Origin of the sequence: Serratia sp. SSNIH1 (assembly GCF_002935055.1) — a bacterium.
GTDB lineage: Bacteria > Pseudomonadota > Gammaproteobacteria > Enterobacterales > Enterobacteriaceae > Serratia > Serratia nevei.
Window position 1 is genome coordinate 2,155,118 of the sequence record NZ_CP026383.1, and the last position, 15,850, is coordinate 2,170,967.

General features: G+C 47.8%; 15 protein-coding genes. 12 read left to right on the top strand and 3 right to left on the bottom strand.

The window, feature by feature from the left end:
• Window positions 1–27: 27 nt before the first annotated feature.
• The 12 genes from galE to gndA all read left to right on the top strand — a co-directional run bounded on the left by galE (window position 28) and on the right by gndA (window position 13,665).
• On the top strand, window positions 28–1,041 hold the full coding sequence (gene galE / locus C3F38_RS10380) for a UDP-glucose 4-epimerase GalE (RefSeq protein ID WP_055316578.1): 1,014 nt from the start codon (window positions 28–30) through the stop codon (window positions 1,039–1,041).
• A 237-nt stretch (window positions 1,042–1,278) separates the two neighbouring features.
• Window positions 1,279–2,387, top strand: a protein-coding gene (locus C3F38_RS10385) for an IS3 family transposase (RefSeq protein ID WP_369916765.1) whose coding sequence is annotated in 2 segments (ribosomal slippage) — window positions 1,279–1,543 and window positions 1,543–2,387 — 1,110 coding nt in all. Because the reading frame shifts where the segments join, the coding sequence is not laid out codon by codon here.
• 406 nt (window positions 2,388–2,793) lie between these two features.
• Window positions 2,794–3,327, top strand: coding sequence for a dTDP-4-dehydrorhamnose 3,5-epimerase (gene rfbC / locus C3F38_RS10390; protein WP_055316582.1), 534 nt, complete (start codon window positions 2,794–2,796; stop codon window positions 3,325–3,327).
• Complete coding sequence (rfbD, locus tag C3F38_RS10395; protein ID WP_055316585.1) at window positions 3,328–4,209, top strand: dTDP-4-dehydrorhamnose reductase; 882 nt, start codon at window positions 3,328–3,330, stop codon at window positions 4,207–4,209.
• Between the two features lies 1 nt (window position 4,210).
• Window positions 4,211–4,990, top strand: coding sequence for an ABC transporter permease (locus C3F38_RS10400; protein ID WP_055316587.1), 780 nt, complete (start codon window positions 4,211–4,213; stop codon window positions 4,988–4,990).
• Window positions 4,980–6,197 carry an ABC transporter ATP-binding protein gene (locus C3F38_RS10405; protein ID WP_055316590.1) on the top strand — a complete coding sequence of 406 codons (1,218 nt, stop codon included), beginning with the start codon at window positions 4,980–4,982 and terminating at the stop codon, window positions 6,195–6,197. Before C3F38_RS10400 ends, C3F38_RS10405 begins: the two co-directional genes overlap by 11 nt.
• A gap of 2 nt (window positions 6,198–6,199) precedes the next feature.
• The gene (locus C3F38_RS10410; RefSeq protein WP_055316593.1) at window positions 6,200–7,174 is read left to right on the top strand and encodes a bifunctional 2-polyprenyl-6-hydroxyphenol methylase/3-demethylubiquinol 3-O-methyltransferase UbiG; all 975 of its coding nucleotides are present in this window, start codon (window positions 6,200–6,202) and stop codon (window positions 7,172–7,174) included.
• A 24-nt stretch (window positions 7,175–7,198) separates the two neighbouring features.
• Complete coding sequence (locus C3F38_RS10415) at window positions 7,199–9,163, top strand: HAD family hydrolase (RefSeq protein WP_055316595.1); 1,965 nt, start codon at window positions 7,199–7,201, stop codon at window positions 9,161–9,163.
• Window positions 9,163–10,407, top strand: a complete 1,245-nt coding sequence (locus C3F38_RS10420) for a glycosyltransferase family 4 protein (RefSeq protein WP_055316598.1) — start codon at window positions 9,163–9,165, stop codon at window positions 10,405–10,407. The genes C3F38_RS10415 and C3F38_RS10420 overlap by 1 nt, the downstream gene beginning before the upstream one ends.
• A complete protein-coding gene (locus tag C3F38_RS10425) occupies window positions 10,408–11,322 on the top strand; it encodes a glycosyltransferase family 2 protein (RefSeq protein ID WP_055316600.1) in 915 nt (304 codons plus the stop codon).
• Window positions 11,323–11,395: 73 nt separating this feature from the next.
• On the top strand, window positions 11,396–12,112 hold the full coding sequence (locus C3F38_RS10430; protein ID WP_080479019.1) for a glycosyltransferase: 717 nt from the start codon (window positions 11,396–11,398) through the stop codon (window positions 12,110–12,112).
• Window positions 12,113–12,258: 146 nt separating this feature from the next.
• Entirely contained in the window at window positions 12,259–13,665 is a 1,407-nt protein-coding gene (gene gndA, locus C3F38_RS10435) for an NADP-dependent phosphogluconate dehydrogenase (protein WP_047728076.1), read from the top strand.
• 74 nt (window positions 13,666–13,739) lie between these two features.
• Here gndA and hisIE read toward each other — a convergent pair whose 3' ends face one another.
• Genes hisIE through hisA form a run of 3 tightly spaced genes read right to left on the bottom strand, consistent with a single transcriptional unit; the run spans window position 13,740 to window position 15,849 of the window.
• Window positions 13,740–14,360 (bottom strand): bifunctional phosphoribosyl-AMP cyclohydrolase/phosphoribosyl-ATP diphosphatase HisIE, encoded by a 621-nt coding sequence (gene hisIE / locus C3F38_RS10440; protein WP_055316606.1) that lies wholly within the window; start codon window positions 14,358–14,360, stop codon window positions 13,740–13,742.
• Entirely contained in the window at window positions 14,354–15,130 is a 777-nt protein-coding gene (gene hisF / locus C3F38_RS10445; RefSeq protein WP_033633500.1) for an imidazole glycerol phosphate synthase subunit HisF, read from the bottom strand. The genes hisIE and hisF overlap by 7 nt, the downstream gene beginning before the upstream one ends.
• Entirely contained in the window at window positions 15,112–15,849 is a 738-nt protein-coding gene (hisA, locus tag C3F38_RS10450) for a 1-(5-phosphoribosyl)-5-[(5-phosphoribosylamino)methylideneamino]imidazole-4-carboxamide isomerase (RefSeq protein ID WP_047728071.1), read from the bottom strand. The genes hisF and hisA overlap by 19 nt, the downstream gene beginning before the upstream one ends.
• Between the last annotated feature and the right edge of the window lies 1 nt (window position 15,850).

A 15,850-nucleotide genomic window follows, 5' to 3' on the forward strand; every position in this document is an offset into this window, starting at 1 on the left:
CGCCAGGGGCGCGAGTAAGGAGTTTTTATGGCGATTTTAGTCACCGGTGGTGCCGGTTATATCGGTTCTCACACTGTTCTAGCTTTGTTGGAACATGGCGAAGATGTCGTAGTGTTAGATAATTTATCGAACTCTTCCAATGAGTCTCTGCGTCGCGTTGAAAAACTCGCTGGTAGAAGTGCTCAGTTTTACCAAGGCGATATTTTGGATGCTGAGTGCCTGCATCGTATCTTCGAGGCTCACGACATCTCGGCCGTAATCCATTTTGCTGGGCTAAAGGCTGTCGGAGAGTCGACGCGCAAGCCGCTAGAGTATTATCAGAACAATGTCACTGGCACGTTGGTATTGTTGGAGGAAATGCGTCGTGCGGGTGTACATAAGTTTATCTTCAGTTCTTCTGCCACGGTGTACGGTACTCCAGAGCAAGTTCCTTTGACTGAGACGTCACGCGTTGGCGGTACGACGAATCCTTACGGCACGTCGAAGTTGATGGTTGAACAAATTCTGCAAGATTTCGCTAAAGCAGAACCGCAATTCTCCATTACCGCCTTGCGTTACTTTAACCCGGTCGGGGCGCACGAATCTGGCATGATCGGTGAAGATCCAAATGGTATACCTAACAATCTGATGCCTTATATTGCTCAGGTGGCAATCGGAAAACTGGAGAAACTGTCAATTTTTGGTGACGACTATCCGACCCAGGATGGCACGGGTGTCAGAGATTATATTCATGTCATGGATTTGGCTGAAGGTCACCTCAAGGCGATTGAACACATCGATGAGCATCAGGGCTTTACGGTCTATAATCTGGGGACTGGGGTAGGGTATTCGGTGTTGGAGATGCTCCATGCTTTTGAAAAGGCTTCAGGTCGCAAAGTAGCTTACCAAATTGTACCACGTCGAGACGGCGACATTGCAGAGTGCTGGTCCGCTCCAGGGTTGGCGTTCAAAGAATTGGGGTGGAAGGCTACCCGTGATTTGGATGCTATGATGCGTGATGCGTGGAATTGGCAGAAGAACAACCCTCAGGGTTATCGTTAAAGTAACACCGAAACAGGTGTGATTTTTTATTACACCTGTTTTATCTAAATTATATTAATGCTTGTTTTTTTACATTATATTTAAGTCAGTCTCATGTATTAAAAAAATTATTATCACCATCAGAGTTATCCTATATTAATTTTTGTCGAGTAAATGTTGACCCTGACCCAAAATCCTGTTCCATTCAGAAACAGAATTCCGGCATGATGAATACTTCCCTGAGCGGAGGTTGTGCCGATGAAAAAGTCACGATTCACCGAAGAGCAGATTGTCTTTGCCCTGAAACAGGCCGAACTGGGTACGAGCGTGCCCGAAGTCTGCCGTAAGCTGGGCATCTCCGATGCCACGTTTTACATCTGGCGAAAAAAATATGGCGGGATTTCCCCTTCTGAGCTGAAGCACATGCGGCAGCTTGAGGAAGAGAATCTCAGGCTGAAGAAGCTGGTTGCCGATCTCAGCCTCGACAAAGCCATGCTGCAGGATGTCCTGGCAAAAAAGAACCGACGCTGGCGCGCCTGCGCGAATGGGGCCGGGACCTGCAGGCACGTTACGGGGCCAGCGAGAGACCGGTCTGTTTTGCACTACAAATCAGCCGTAGCTCTTTCCGCTACCGCTCTGTGGCGGCAGACGACAGTGCACTCCGCCTGCGAATCAGGGAAATCACCGAAGCCCGGGTTCATTATGGCTACCGCAGAGTTCACGTCATGCTCAGGCGGGAGGGCTGGGGGGATAATCACAAACGCATTTACCGGCTCTATCGCGAACAGGGTCTGTCCCTGCGTCTCAAACGCCCGCGGCGGAACAAATCGGCGCAGCGGCGACAACCGCAGCCTCAGGGGCTGTATCCGAATCATGTCTGGGGCATGGATTTTGTCTCTGACGCCTTATTTGACGGGCGTCGGTTACGTCTGCTGACGGTCATTGATCTCTACACGCGCGAATGTCTGGGGATTTGCGTGGGTCAGAATCTGCGCTCAACGGAGGTCGCAGAGATGCTGAACGCCATTGCGCTCAGACGTCCCTTACCACAATTGCTGAAAACCGATAACGGCTCTGAATTTGCAGGGAAAATGCTGGACAAATGGGTATACGAAAGAGGGAGCCGCATAGACTTCTCACGACCGGGAACGCCCACGGACAATGCCACAGTGGAGTCGTTCAACGGCAGGCTGCGGCAGGAGTGCCTGAATGAAAACTGGTTCATGTCCCTGGAGGATGCCCGGTGCAAAATCGAGGCCTGGCGCATACACTATAACCAGAGAGGTCCTCATTCTGCGCTGGGCTGGATGACCCCGTCTGAATTTGCTGAAAAGTCTGCCGGTTGCCAGAACATGCAACCAACATGAAGCCGGTTATTCCTGATTATGACTGGAGCATATTCGGGGTCAGGGTCAAAATAAAGACATTACTAACATCGGGGTGTATTAATCAACGGGGGGCAGGTCAAGCCAGCTATCATTTCTATGTCTAGCCAGACATTATAACGCTTAACGATTTGATATGTTAGAGTATTGTTATTACTAATGCGGTCCCTAGAGGTGGATTGAGTGCATGCTGGAGGATGCTTTAACGGAATGAGGAAACTGTGCTATCCTGCAATGTCTTCAATAGCGAACTATCTGAAGTTGATTTAGAGGGCGTTTAGACCCATTTAAATATAGTTCAATGTGGGGTGTTCTCGGCTTATTCAGGATGACGCAGCGCTAGGGAGACACTGGTTGGGTAGGAAATTCCGAGTGAGTGAGTAGTCAAATGAAAGTAATTGATACAAAGATTGCCGGCGTCAAAGTGATTGAACCTAAGATTTTCGGTGATCGGCGTGGCTTCTTTTTCGAAACGTTCCAAAAGCAACGCTACCGAGAGCTACTTGATATTGAACATGATTTTGTTCAAGACAACTATTCTCGTTCGACACGTGGTGTACTGCGAGGTTTACACTTTCAGACCTCTCGCCCTCAGGGGAAGCTGGTCTATACCCTAAGAGGGGAGGTCTATGATGTCGTGGTGGACATCCGTCCAAATTCACCTTCTTTCAAACAGTGGTTAGGGATCAATCTGTCTGAGGACAACAAGAAACAGCTTTGGATCCCACCTGGCCTTGCTCATGGTTTCTTGGTGTTAAGTGATGAAGTAGACTTTGCTTATAAATGCACCGATTACTATGATCCGAAGAACGAGCACTGCTTGAGCTGGAACGATCCTGAATTGGCGATTGAATGGCCTATAGAGCATCCTCAGCTTTCTGAGAAGGATCTTAAAGGCAAATTATTCAGCGAGCTTTTTTAAATGCGCATACTGGTAACTGGCGGTAATGGCCAGCTAGGCCATTGCTTGGCGGATACACTGCCTGACAATTGGCAGATCATTAGCCTAGACCACAAACAACTTGACATTGCTGATTGGTCTGCAGTTCAGCAAACTGTCGCGGCGTTGAATGTAGATTTCATTGTAAATGCAGCAGCTTATACGCTAGTGGATAAAGCTGAAGAAGAAATCATCGCTGCGGAGGCTGCAAATGTTATCGGTCCAGCTAATCTGGCTATGATTGCTGAGAGCCTAAGCATTCCACTGATTCATATTTCGACAGACTATGTTTTTAGTGGCGCAGAAAAAGGTATTTCTTTGTGTGAAAATTCACCAACGGAGCCGCTAAACGTCTATGGACAAACCAAACTGCTTGGCGAACAAGCCGTACTAACCACGTGCTCACGCGCCGTGGTGATCCGCACATCCTGGTTATTCAGTGAGTATGGCAGCTCTTTTGTACATACCATGCTTAAATTGGGAAAGACACGTAAATCGCTTGCTATTATTAACGATCAATTTGGCCGTCCTACCTATGCTGGTGATTTAGCTAAATGTATTCTCACTATTATTAGCCAAGGGGTTAATGAACCCATGCTATATCATTTCTGTGGAGATAAGATTGTCTCGTGGTATGAGTTTGCTGCGGAGATTTTTTCTTTAGCTAAATTGTTTGATGATAGTTATAGATTTATGGATTTGTCTTCTATTAACAGTGAACAATATAAATGCGCGGCCAAAAGACCTAAGCATGCGATACTTAACTGCGAAAAAATATATCGTGAACGTGGGATCTGCAATAGCAATTGGCGAATGAGCCTGGACAAAGTAGTTCCGAAAATTATTTACCAGATGAATAATTAATATGAAGACATTGTTGAAAAATACAGGTTTGATTTTTAATCTTACTAAGCGGGATGTTGAGAGCCGCTATCGTGGGACCAGTCTTGGTATAGTATGGTCACTGCTAAATCCTGTGATTATGCTTTCCATCTACAGCTTTATTTTTGGTTTTGTGTTTAAAGCCAAGTGGGGGCTGACAACGACAGAGAATTACACGTTGATTATGTTTACCGGTCTACTGACGCATGGTTTTATTGCTGAGTGTCTTGGCAAGGCGACAACGATATATGTATATAATGTCAGCTACGTAAAAAAAGTTTTATTCCCTCTTGAGTCCTTGTGCTGGGTGTCTGTTTTTGGCGCATTATTCCAATTCTTTATGGGATGTATTGTTTTCGCCATTTTTTGTGTTTTATTAAAACAACCTGTTAGTCTAATGGCATTATTGGTCCCTATTGTCATTCTGCCATTGGTTTTATTATCATATAGCATTTCATTATTCTTGTCATCGCTAGGTGTTTATATTCGTGATATGGGGCAGATTGTTTCAGTTATTATTTCCTTAATGTTATTTATGTCGCCTATATTCTATCCTATTACTGCTGTTCCAGAACAATATCGCATGCTGATTTATATTAACCCGTTAACGTTTATTGTCGAAGCTTTACGCGATGTTGTCTTGTACGGAAAATTATTCAGTCTTGAAGGGTATGCACTCTATTGGGGCATCAGTATTATGCTGTACGTATTAGCTATAACTTGGTTCAAAAAGGTAAAGAGGGGCTTTGCTGATGTCCTCTAATGTTGTTGTCTCTGCGCAAAATTTGCGTAAAGTTTATCAGATTTATTCCAGCCCGATGCAGCGTCTGGGGGCTTTGCTGGGTTATCGGGGGGCTAAGGGTAGGGAATTTGTCGCTCTGGATTCCGTTAACTTTGAGATTAGAAAAGGTGAAACAGTCGGCATTATTGGTGTCAATGGTTCCGGTAAATCAACTCTGTTGCAAATGATTTGTGGTACTTTGGCGCCTACAAGTGGCAGTGTATTTACTAAAGGGCGTATTGCACCTTTGTTAGAGCTTGGTGCTGGGTTTAATCCAGAATTTACAGGGCGTGAAAACGTTTACCTGAACGCCTCTCTTTTGGGCCTAACGCGTAAAGAAATTACGGAGCGTTTCGATAAAATAGCCAGCTTTGCCGATATTGGTGAATTTCTCGAACGGCCGGTTAAGACTTTTTCGAGTGGTATGTTTGCACGTTTAGCCTTTGCAACAGCCATTCATGTCGATCCTGAGATATTAATTGTAGATGAAATTCTTGCTGTCGGAGATTCACGCTTTCAGCGAAAATGTGTAAAGAAGTTTAATGAAATCAGAAATGATGGGTGTACAATCCTGTTCGTTTCACACGATGATTATCAGGTTCGCAATATTTGTAATAGTGCACTATATCTTGAAAAAGGTGTGCAGCGTTATTTTGGAAATGCAGATGTTGCTGTTCAGCATTACCTTTCTGATATGCAGAAGAGTGTGGTGGAAGCTCAAGATGCAGAAAATAAAGCTATTGAAAATGAAATTAGTAGCAGATTGGTAAAAATAACTAATGTCTCTCTTCTCGATCAGTCTGGAAATTCAGTAATAGAGCTGGCAAGCGGCGACAATGTTAAACTGTCTTTCGATTATAAATATGAAGGAAGTGACGGGGAATTCGATGGGCTGACCTTTGTCTTTAATCTTTATCGTAAAGATGGGGTATATATCTGTGGGACGACTACAGCAATGCGTGGCTTAGAACCATTTCCCCTTAGTCGGGAAGGTCGAGTGACCATTGATTTCCCCGCATTGAAGTTGTTGTCAGGTATTTATAACTGGCGAGTAGCTGTCAATGATCAAGATGGGATCCAGATAATTAACGAAGCTGTACCGGTCTGTGAGTTTTCTGTAGCCGATAACTTCAGTGCCGTTGGAATTTATGATATTGAACATAGCTGGTCTGTGGTGGCCAAGGGGTAAGTATGGAACGGATTGAGAACGATCTTCTTAAGTTGCAGTTTTTAAAAGAAGAACATCACCAGCGTTATCAGTACGTTGCCAGTTTTGCCAAGGGAGTTGTGGTTGACTGTGCATGCGGTATCGGATATTCGGCACCTATTTTCTTGTCTAACCCTGCTGTAGTTAGTTACACAGGGTTGGATGTTGATCGTGAGGCGATCGCCTATGCAAAAGAGAATAATACGACGAATTCTCGTTTTGAGCACGGTTCGATTTTAGCCTTGCCGTTCGATGACTGTAGCATCGATACATTTATCTCATTAGAAACGTTGGAGCATCTTGAGCAACCTGAATTAGCGATTGCAGAAGTCAAACGCGTGTTGAAACCAAATGGGGTATTTATTTGCTCGGTGCCAACTAAAGATTACGAGAATTTTTGTGTCAGTTTGTATGGGCCGAATCCGTACCATATTCAGGCCTTCTCTTTGGATGCCCTGAAATCATTGTTGCAAGCCCAATTCGCGCATGTTGATATTGCTGTTATCGCTCAAGAACTCGTCTCTATAGTGCATACGTTTCAAGATCAAAAGATGCCGCTTACGGTATTTGATGCAAAAAACAAGAACGTAATGAATGGCTCTTTCATTGCGATTTCATCTAATGCTGATGTTATTTATAATAAGAATACGCTATTTACAGGTATGAGTCGCATAGAATATGATCAAGAATTGGTCTACCCATTGCGCCAAAGTTTAGAGTTTGCAGAACGCTTGGCTGAACAACGTTGGCAGTTGTTGCTTGAAGCTGAACAAAGAATCAATGAAGTAACACGTTATAAAGAACAGGCAGAGTGCATCTCTGAAGAAAGAATGCAAGCATTCAGGGACACGGAAGAGATGGTCCGTTCTCGTGATCAAGCTTTGTCTGAGGCAGAGCGGATTATTCAGTCGCTTAAGGAACAGCTGGAAAGCGTTTCAAAGCAAAATTCGAACCAATAACTCTGTGAATGGATTATATCTACAATGATTGTCACGATTGCCGATAATATCGAAACCATTCTGGTCGATTTTTTTGATACTGTAGTCGAGCGTAGTTGTCACCCTGAGGTCGTGAAACGTAAGTGGGCTGCTGCTCTCGTGGATTCATATCGTATTTCTCTATCCGTAGAGGAGCTATATACGCTACGTCTAAGAATCGAAGCGGGATTGTGCGCCAGTAGTCAAATGCAAGGCGATGACGCTGAATTCCGTTACGACGATATGTCGCTTGCCCTGTATTATGAGCTTCAACGTGCACAGATTGTGGTTCGCTTGCTTGAAAGTGAGTCCTTCGTCGCTTTTTGCCGTGATCTAGAGTTGGCTATTGAACTATCGGTGCAAAAACCGATAGTAGCAACGTTGGATATGCTGAGAGCTGAAAAAGCGAAAGGTAGACGTATTTATCTGGTTTCTGATTTTTATTTGGACCAACAATCAATTATCTATTTCGCCAAACATCATGGATTCTATGATATTTTTGATGGATTTTTCGTTTCTAGCGAAAATAAGCGGACGAAGAAAGAAGGGCGAGCTTATGACGAGGTTATTGCAAGATTAGGTTTGGATGTTAAAAAGACGATCATGTTGGGGGATAATACGCACAGTGATGTGGCGATGTCGGTAGCCAGAGGACTGTTTGCGCATCATTTACCCGTGGAACAGCACCGATATGATGAGAGCCTACGGGCGGATCGTGAGCGCCTTGCGGTGGAGAATAAAGTTAACCAAGTGATCGCTGAAGATAATTTCAGCTTCAACTGGATAAGTAGTGCTATTTATTTATTCACTCGTCGGCTTTATTGGTCTTTGGTGATGAGTAAAGCTAAAAACGTTTATTTTTTTGCAAGGGAAGGCGAGTTTCTTCAAAAGGCGTTTGATAAATTTCAAGCTAGCTTGCCGAAAGGTTTTTCGCGTATTACTAGCCATTATATGTATGTGTCGCGTCGATCAACCTACCTACCTTCATTAGGGCCTTTGGGCGGCAGCACATTCAACAAATTATTATATCAGTATGGTTCATGTAGTCTGGCTGTCTTTTTGAAAAGCATTAATCTCGATGATTATGTATCTGAGTTTAAAGTGCGTTTTCCTCAGGTGGACTTTGAAGAGCAGCACTTGAATATTGCCGGGTTACCAGCGTTTTCTGCGTTAATGGATGATGAATTCTTCAAGACTATCTACGAGCGTGAGCGTAAAGAGCAGAATGTCTATCTTAATGACTACTGTGACTCGTTGATGACGGAAAAGCATGATGAATGGGTTCATGTAGTTGATGTTGGCTGGAAGGGCAGTATTCAAGATAATTTGGTAAAAGCGACCCAGCGCAATATGTCTGGTTATTATTTCGGCATTTTGGATGGGGCAGAAACCCATAAGAATAATATTAAACAGGGGTTGCTGTTTGACCATCAGTGGGGGCAGCGCCTCGGTGATGGTATGTTTAACGAGTTCCGTGCCGGTTTTGAAGTTTTTATGGGAGCATCGCATGGCAGTCTCAAGAGATATGGCGACAGTATCGATAATTTTGTTTTCGACCACAACGATTCAGAGCTCGCTTTCTTCTATGAGCAAATAGCGCCATTCCAAGAGCGTGCATTGCATCAGTTCAATGGTTTTGCAAAAATAGAGCGTGCTTATTCGCTATCTGATCATGAGATCAGCAAAGCGGTTAAAAAGTTTTACTTTCGTGGTGTGATGTTGCCGAGCCGAGTCGAACGAGAACGGTTTTCGTTAATCAAACACTATGAGAATTTTGGAGTATTCAACTTTAGCTCCTTTGGGCAGAGCAGACGCTCCCCTCTGTCTTATTTTAAGCGCTTGGTGAGAAATCCTCGACATACCCTTGGTTCTGCTTGGTGGAAACCTTTGGATTTTCATGCGAATGGCGTGTGGTACTTGAAATATCCTTATTTTTTGGTGAAAAGAATAAAGTTTAAAGGGGCTAAATAATGAGAAAAATTGCTTTTTTACTATGGAGTCCGGATATCAGTGGCGGCACTAATGTTATTTTTGAGCATGCTACACGTATGCGAAAGAATGGTGACGATATCACGATTATCACTGAGGATAAACCGAACGATAAGCGATTGAAGTGGTTTCCAGGTGCAGAAAAAATGACCTGGATGGATTATTCTGAAGCTGCTGACAAGCAGTTTGATCTGGTTATTGCGACCTGGTGGCGTACTGTATTTTATCTTCATAAAATCAATGCGAAGAAATATGCATTTTTTGTTCAATCCATCGAATCGCGTTTCTATCCGGAAGATGAGGTAACTTTACGCACGCTTGTTGATCTTACCTACAGTTTGCAAGTTAATTTTATCACTGAAGCAACATGGATTAAAGAATACCTTAAAGAGCATTTTGACCAAGATGCGTTATTGGTCCGAAATGGGATTAGCAAGGAGTATTTTAACGATGGGATTAAACCCAAAGTGCCTCGAGCACCTGAAAAGCTGCGTGTATTAGTGGAAGGTCCGTTAAACGTTAGCTTTAAAAATACGGAACTTGCGGTGGAGTTATGCCGACAGTCTCGCGCTGATGAGGTCTGGTTTGTCACATCTACAGAAATTGGCGCTTACCCGAATGTTGATCGCCTGTTTAGCCGCGTGTCAATTTCTGAGATCGGTAGTATTTACGCCTCTTGCGATGTTTTGGTTAAACTTTCCACTGTTGAAGGAATGTTTGGCCCACCGTTGGAGATTTATCATACCGGTGGAACCTCTATCAGTTATGATGTGACCGGCTACGACGAATATATTGAGCATAATGTCAATGGACTGGTATCTATCAGCCGCCAAAACCAAGAAATCATCGAATTTATAAACCGCCTTAAGGATAACCCTAATGAGCTGGCTCAATTGAAAGCAAATGCTTTGGCTACCGCTGAAAAGTGGCCGGATTGGGAAAGCAGTTCCAAAGAGTTTGCAGCAGCATGCGAGCAGCTTATTGCATCGGGAGTTATTACCTCGGTTACCTTACTTAAGGCGCAGACCGAGCGTTTTTGGCTCTTCTATGAGGAGTCTTTGCGTCAGGTTCCTTTGAGTGGACAGGTGGGAATTCCCTCTCTAAATCGGTATGCACATTTTCGTCAGCGTGTTATCAATAAATTGCATCGTGACTATCCTGCGATTTTTTCCGTGCTTCGAAAAATAAAATGGACGGTAAAATCATATCTGCCGGGAGCTCGATAAGTGTTTGAGTACGAAGTTGTAGTTTGTACTTACAACGGTGAACGCTACATTGTCGAGCAGCTTGCCTCGATTGTAAGCCAGACAATCTGTCCGCAAAGGATCATTGTCAGTGACGATGGTTCTACGGACAATACGCTTAAATTGGTTGCTGATTTCGCTGCAACGACATCAGTTCAGTTCGATGTACAGCAGCGTGTTGCGGGTCCAAAAGGACCCGCGCATAATTTTCTGCATGCGCTTTCTTTGACGACTGCAGCTAACGTCTTTTTAAGCGATCAGGATGACGTTTGGGTAACTGATAAGATTGAACATTATCAGCGCGTAGTAAGCCAAATCGGAGATGATTCTCAGCCTTTATTGATCTTTTCAGATGCTGAATTAGTCGATAGCGAACTTCGTTTCTTGAACGCTTCTTTTTTACAAAATGAGCGTCTTAATCCTGTACAGCAGTTGGTGTTTCCTCGCTTGATTTTCCAAAACTGCATCCAGGGTGCAACCGTGATGGTGAATCGAGCATTGCTTAAGCTTCTTCGCCCTAGTCAGCATATGTTGATGCATGATTGGTGGCTGGGGTTGCTGGCCATCACTTTTGGACGCTTGGTATTCATTCCTGAACGCTTGATCAAGTATCGGCAACATGCGCATAACGTAGTTGGCAGCAGTGGCTATGGATTGAAACGTATTCTGGCGAAATTTATGCGACTGTCCTCAGTTGCACATCAGAATCGGCTAGTGATTGAGCAGGCGGTAAGTTTCTATGAGATATACGGTAAGGGGCTCAAAAAAGAGGATAAGAAATTTTTAGAGAGGATGTTAAGATCCCGTCGCTTTATGCTTTGGCAGCTTTTCTTGCTAAAATTTGCGGTTGCAAGAACAACCATTACGAGAACTGTTTCCTTATATTTCTTATATTAGAGTTTTTATGCCTGAATCTTTAGTTAAGCCATATCGGTGCTTCATTTCAGTTATATCTCACGGTCATGGCAACATGATCATTGCCGATGGATGCCTAAAACTGCTGGCTTCAAAAAATTACATTGTTGTTTTGAAAGATAACAAGCCACAGCGTGAACTTCAGGAATATTGTCAGGACTCTGGCATTCATTATCTTGTTGATCAGCCAATGGGTTTTGGCGCAAACAATAACTATATTTTCACTTGGTGCCAGCAAGAGCTTGGAATGCGAGATGAGGATCGCTTTCTGGTGCTTAACCCCGATGTTTTTATCGAACCAACCGTGCTGGCAGCGCTGCTGTCGCATGCGGAACATAACTCATACCCGATAGTTGCGATCAATCTTTTCAACGATAAAAATTTTACTTTTTATGATAAGGGGATAAGGCATTTTCCAACCATTAGCAGCTTTGTCGTTTCATTCTTGGTGCAGAAGAATAAGTCTATCTACGACAAGAGTAAAATTACCCAGGATACGGAAGTTGAATGGGCGGCAGGTTCATTTTTGCTGTTTAGTGCCCAATGTTATCGAGAGCTGGGTGGATTTGATACGCGCTACTACATGTACTGTGAAGATCTTGACATTTGCTGGCGAGCGAGGCGGGAGTTAGGGATAAACGTCGTTTATTTGCCTCAATTTAAAGCATTGCATCTTGCTCAAATGCGCAGTCGCTCACTTTTTTCTAAACATTTTATCTGGCACGTTACCAGCGCTTTGCGTTTTTGCTTGAAACAAGCGTTGAATAGATAAAATTGTCTTATCAACCTCACGAGAGTGTCGACCTATCGCACCAATCACTACCCACCCGGTTCAATCCTGAGTTAACATGTGTGCCACATCACAAAACCTGCTGGCCGACGTTGCCGGCAGGGTCATCCTCAGACAGGAGTTCCTAAATGTCCAAGCAACAAATCGGCGTTGTCGGCATGGCGGTAATGGGCCGCAACCTCGCGCTTAACATCGAGAGCCGTGGTTACACCGTTTCCATTTTCAACCGTTCTGGCGACAAGACTGACGAAGTGATCGCTGAGAACCCGGGCAAAAATCTGGCGCCGTATTACACCGTTGAAGAGTTTGTTGAATCGCTGGAAAAACCGCGCCGTATCCTGCTGATGGTGAAAGCGGGCGAAGCGACGGATAAAACCATTGCCTCGCTGACTCCGCACCTGGACAAGGGCGATATCCTGATCGATGGCGGCAACACCTACTATCAGGACACCATCCGTCGTAACCGCGAACTGTCCGACCAGGGCTTCAACTTCATCGGCACCGGCGTTTCCGGCGGTGAAGAGGGCGCGCTGAAAGGGCCTTCCATCATGCCTGGCGGCCAGAAAGAAGCTTACGAGCTGGTGGCGCCGATCCTGGAGAAAATCGCTGCGGTTGCGGAGGGTGAGCCTTGCGTGACCTACATCGGCGCTGACGGTGCCGGCCACTATGTGAAGATGGTGCACAACGGCATCGAATACGGCGACATGCAGCTGATTGCCGAAGCCTATTCTCTGCTGAAGCAGGCGCTGAACCTGAGCAACGAGCAGCTGGCCGAAACCTTCGCCGAGTGGAACAAGGGTGAGCTGAACAGCTACCTGATCGACATCACCAAAGACATCTTCACCAAGAAAGACGAAGAGGGTAAATACCTGGTCGATGTGATCCTGGACGAAGCCGCCAATAAAGGCACCGGCAAGTGGACCAGCCAGAGCTCGCTGGATCTGGGCGAACCGCTGTCGCTGATCACCGAATCGGTGTTTGCACGCTACCTGTCCTCGCTGAAAGATCAGCGCGTTGCCGCCTCTAAAGTGCTGACCGGCCCGAAAGCGGCGCCGTTCACCGGCGACAAAGCCGAGTTCATCGAGAAGGTGCGTCGCGCGCTGTATCTGGGCAAGATCGTGTCCTACGCGCAGGGCTTCTCTCAGCTGAAAGCCGCGTCTAAAGAAAATAACTGGGATCTGCACTATGGCGAAATCGCCAAGATCTTCCGCGCCGGCTGCATCATCCGCGCCCAGTTCCTGCAGAAGATCACCGACGCGTATGCGGCGGACGCCGATATCGCCAACCTGCTGCTGGCGCCGTACTTCAAGCAAATCGCCGACGAATACCAGCAGGCGCTGCGTGACGTGGTGGCTTATGCCGTGCAGAACGGTATCCCAACGCCGACCTTCTCTGCTGCGATCGCCTACTACGACAGCTACCGCTCCGCGGTGCTGCCGGCGAACCTGATCCAGGCGCAGCGCGACTACTTCGGCGCACACACCTACAAACGCATCGACAAGGAAGGCGTGTTCCATACCGAATGGATGGAATAATCCCGCTCGTTGAACGATAAAAAAAGCCGCCGAGGTTAACGCCCGGCGGCTTTTTTATTGCGCGCGATTTAACGTCACGCTTTTTTCTGATGCCGCTCGCGCAGCCGGCCGATCACCGCGCTCAGATCCAGCTCCTGGTCCTGCAGCAGCACCAGCAGGTGATAGATCAGGTCAGAAGCTTCGTTGGTCAGCTCTTCGCGATCGTTGACCGTGGCGGCCAGCGCGGTTTCCACGCCTTCCTCCCCGACCTTCTGCGCGATGCGCTTGGTGCCGCTGGCGTACAGGCTGGCGGTGTACGAGCTGTCCGGGCTGGCGTGCTTGCGCTCCGCCAACAGCTGCTCCAGCTGATAGAGGAACGTCCAGTCGCTGGCGGCCGGGTGGAAGCAACTGCTGTTGCCGAGGTGGCAGGTCGGGCCGATCGGGTTGGCCAATACCAGCAGCGTGTCGTTATCGCAGTCCGGCGTGATGCTGACCACTTTGAGGAAGTGGCCGGAGCTTTCACCCTTGGTCCACAGGCGCTGCTTGGTGCGCGAGAAGAAGGTGACGTTGCCGCTTTGCTCGGTGGTCGCCAGCGCTTCCGGCGTCATATAACCCAGCATCAGCACTTCGCCGGAAACGGCGTGCTGCACGATGGCCGGCATCAGGCCGTCGGTTTTTTCCCAGTCCAGCTGGTTGCTCTGTTGTTCTGTCAGCACACGCGAATCTCCACGCCTTGTTCAACCAGGAACCTTTTCAGTTCGCCGATATTGATGATTTGTTTGTGGAACACCGATGCCGCCAGGGCGCCATCGACGTCCGCATCGCGGAACGCTTCCAGGAAGTGCTCCATGGTGCCCGCGCCGCCGGAGGCGATCAGCGGCACTTTGCAGACCTCGCGCACCCGGCGCAGCTGCTGCAGATCGTAACCGTTGCGCACGCCGTCCTGGTTCATCATGTTCAGCACGATCTCACCGGCTCCGCGGCGCTGCACTTCCTGCACCCAGTCGAGAGTTTCCCACTGGGTGATGCGGGTGCGGCTCTCATCGCCGGTATATTGGTTGACGTGATACTTGCCGGTTTCACTGTCGAACCAGGTGTCGATGCCCACCACGATGCACTGCACGCCGAAGCGTTCCGCCAGGCGGCTAATCAGCTCAGGATCGGCCAGCGCCGGCGAGTTGATTGAAATCTTGTCGGCGCCGAAAGACAGGATCTGGCTGGCGTCCTCGGCGCTTTTAATGCCGCCGGCGACGCAGAACGGAATATCAATCACCTCCGCCACGCGCGATACCCAGCTTTTGTCCACCACCCGGCCGTCGCTCGAGGCGGTGATATCGTAAAACACCAGCTCGTCCGCCCCTTCTTGCGCATAGCGCTGCGCCAGCGGCACGATGTCGCCGATGATTTCGTGGTTGCGGAACTGCACGCCTTTTACCACTTGCCCGTCTTTAACATCCAGGCACGGGATTATCCGTTTTGCCAGCATGCGATCGCCTCCTCAACGCTAAATTTACCTTCCAGCAGGGCGCGCCCCACGATCACGCCGGCAACGCCGCTGCCGCGCAGCTGGGCGATGTCGTCCAGATTACCGATGCCGCCCGAGGCCTGGAAGGCCACCTGCGGATAACGGCGGCCGATCGCCTGATACAGCGCCACGTTGGACCCGGCCAGCGTACCGTCGCGCGAAATGTCGGTGCACAGCACGTGCTTCAGCCCGTAGGGCAGGAACTGCTCCACCACCTGTTCCAGCGTGGCGTCGGAATCCTCCTGCCAGCCGCTGATGGCCACGCGTTTCACGCCCTGCGCGTCGATGCGCACGTCCAGCGCCAGCACCAGCGCGTCGGCGCCGTAGCGCTCGAACCAGCTCTGCACCAACTGCGGCTGTTTCACCGCGGTGGAGCCGATCACCACGCGCGTGGCGCCGGCCTCCAGCAAGGCGCTGACGTCCTGCTCGTTGCGGATGCCGCCGCCGACCTGCACCGGCACGTCAACCCCCGCCAGCAGCTTGCGCAGCAGCGGGATCTGGCGCGCCGCCGGATCCTTGGCGCCGGTCAAATCGACCAGGTGCAGCACCTGTGCACCTTGCCGTTGATAATCCTGCAGGCGTAACAGCGGATCGTTGCCGTAGTCGCGCTGTTGGCCGTAATCGCCCTGATGCAAACGCACCACGTTGCCGTCGATCAAATCCAAAGCCGGAATAATCATG

Coding starts and splice junctions, on each gene's coding strand:
- rfbC (WP_055316582.1), top strand. CDS start 2,794: ATGAAAGTAATTGATACAAAGATTGCCGGCGTCAAAGTGATTGAACCT.
- rfbD (WP_055316585.1), top strand. CDS start 3,328: ATGCGCATACTGGTAACTGGCGGTAATGGCCAGCTAGGCCATTGCTTG.
- galE (WP_055316578.1), top strand. CDS start 28: ATGGCGATTTTAGTCACCGGTGGTGCCGGTTATATCGGTTCTCACACT.
- hisF (WP_033633500.1), bottom strand. CDS start 15,130: ATGCTGGCAAAACGGATAATCCCGTGCCTGGATGTTAAAGACGGGCAA.
- gndA (WP_047728076.1), top strand. CDS start 12,259: ATGTCCAAGCAACAAATCGGCGTTGTCGGCATGGCGGTAATGGGCCGC.
- C3F38_RS10400 (WP_055316587.1), top strand. CDS start 4,211: ATGAAGACATTGTTGAAAAATACAGGTTTGATTTTTAATCTTACTAAG.
- C3F38_RS10410 (WP_055316593.1), top strand. CDS start 6,200: ATGGAACGGATTGAGAACGATCTTCTTAAGTTGCAGTTTTTAAAAGAA.
- C3F38_RS10415 (WP_055316595.1), top strand. CDS start 7,199: ATGATTGTCACGATTGCCGATAATATCGAAACCATTCTGGTCGATTTT.
- C3F38_RS10430 (WP_080479019.1), top strand. CDS start 11,396: ATGATCATTGCCGATGGATGCCTAAAACTGCTGGCTTCAAAAAATTAC.
- hisA (WP_047728071.1), bottom strand. CDS start 15,849: ATGATTATTCCGGCTTTGGATTTGATCGACGGCAACGTGGTGCGTTTG.
- C3F38_RS10405 (WP_055316590.1), top strand. CDS start 4,980: ATGTCCTCTAATGTTGTTGTCTCTGCGCAAAATTTGCGTAAAGTTTAT.
- C3F38_RS10420 (WP_055316598.1), top strand. CDS start 9,163: ATGAGAAAAATTGCTTTTTTACTATGGAGTCCGGATATCAGTGGCGGC.